General features: G+C 48.6%; 1 protein-coding gene. It reads right to left on the minus strand.

Annotation, left to right across the window (positions count from 1 at the left end):
- Positions 1-480: 480 nt before the first annotated feature.
- Positions 481-1524 carry an IS110 family RNA-guided transposase gene (locus tag CWE07_RS14200; protein ID WP_111570611.1) on the minus strand — a complete coding sequence of 348 codons (1044 nt, stop codon included), beginning with the start codon at positions 1522-1524 and terminating at the stop codon, positions 481-483.
- Positions 1525-1608: the final 84 nt, after the last annotated feature.

A 1608-nucleotide genomic window follows, 5' to 3' on the forward strand; every position in this document is an offset into this window, starting at 1 on the left:
GGCATAACACCTATGAGCCTTCGTCCTGTCAATAGGCATTAGTTTTTTATTGGCCGCCGCGTGAGCGGCCAATACCAAATCTCTGAGCCAGTGAGCCTGCTTCGTCTGTCATCGTTGGCTGTTGATGGCTTACAGCAAACACCTATTGAGGCTCTCTTAGTGTGGTGGTTATCCACTGCCAAACCGGATTGCTCTGTGCAGGTTGGTTTGGGGCACTAGACATTCATCGGTTAACCGGTATCTGTCCTAGTCAAAAAGCGGGTTACGATTTCGTCCCAGTTAATTTCAGGTTCAGCACCGGTGTAAGCGCACTCGCTCAGAGTATCGATGCACGCCAGCAGAATGGATAATCAAAGCGACGGGCTTCGTAGTGGGTGTAGAAATTCGGTTTGGAGGGTTGTATACCCAGTCAACAGACACCGGTTTTCAGCACACTCCGTTATGATCCAGTTAGACGTTGATCATCATCCTGCTGCGTGACTAACTCGTTAAGAAGCGTTTTTCATCGAATATCTTCTCGTTCTTTAACATGAAATAGACGGCACGGCCTAGCTTGTGAGCTAGGGCAGACAAAGCTTTAGCTTTGCTCATGCGCTTTTGAAAGCGTTGCAATAGTTGTTGTGCGCCCGAATTACCTCTGAGGTATAAAACCGCCGCTTCAGAGAAGGCCCATTTGAGGTGGGCATTGCCAATTTTATTGCCCTGAGTGCCATAGGTTTTACCAGCGGACTCAGCTTTGCATTTGATAAGTCGGGCGTAAGAAGCAAACTTTTGCACCGATTCGAAGCGCTGAATATCGCCGATTTCGTAAAGGATGGTTAGCGCGAGTATGCGACCAATACCTGGGATTGTTTTTAGCAGGTAGAAGTACGCGGGTTGGTGCTTCTTGGCCTGCTTTTCTAAGAACCACTCCACCTGGCTAAGCTCGCGGTGGTAGCACTCGAGAACCGCCATATCGAGGTTGATGTTGCGTTGCACGACAGGATCATGAAAAGTGGTATTGAGTTGCTCTCGTGCACCAACGTTCTTTAGATTTACTTTGTTTGGCGGTAAGTTGTATTGGCTGGTGGTGTTAGCGACATGAGCTTTTAAGTCCGCGCCGTGTCGCACCAGGTTGGTTCTGCGACGCAACAAGTCGCGAGTTGCCCGCATGTTACGCGGATACACATAGGCCAGAGGGAAGTTTCCGCCGCGCATTAGGGCCGCAATTTTAAATGAGTCCACGCGGTCGTTCTTAGTTTTGCCGCCGTGGATAGCTTTCATGTATAAGGCATGGCCGAGAATAAATTCAATATCATGGTCGTCGCAAAAGTCAGCGACCCAGTACCAACAGTGCATGCACTCAACGCCGAGGACAAGATCATCTAAATAGGGGCTGATAAGTTCAATCAGCGCGTCTGGATTCGCTGATATTTCCTTATGCAGGAGCGTTTCACCTTGTTGATTGATAATGCAAACATAGAGGCTGCGGGCGTGCAAATCGATTCCACAATAATGCTGATGGGTGCTATTGTAAAAATTCATTGGGTCTTCTCCTTTTTGGTTTGGTCGCCTTCCAGTTTAGCCAAGCTGGCTAGACTGGGGAGAAGGCTCAATGAGTATCAAAGC

The organism is Aliidiomarina maris (assembly GCF_003987335.1).
GTDB lineage: Bacteria > Pseudomonadota > Gammaproteobacteria > Enterobacterales > Alteromonadaceae > Aliidiomarina > Aliidiomarina maris.

What these genes read in the sequence shown, in the direction of transcription:
- CWE07_RS14200 (WP_111570611.1), bottom strand. Translation starts at nt 1,524, where the DNA reads ATGAATTTTTACAATAGCACCCATCAGCATTATTGTGGAATCGATTTG.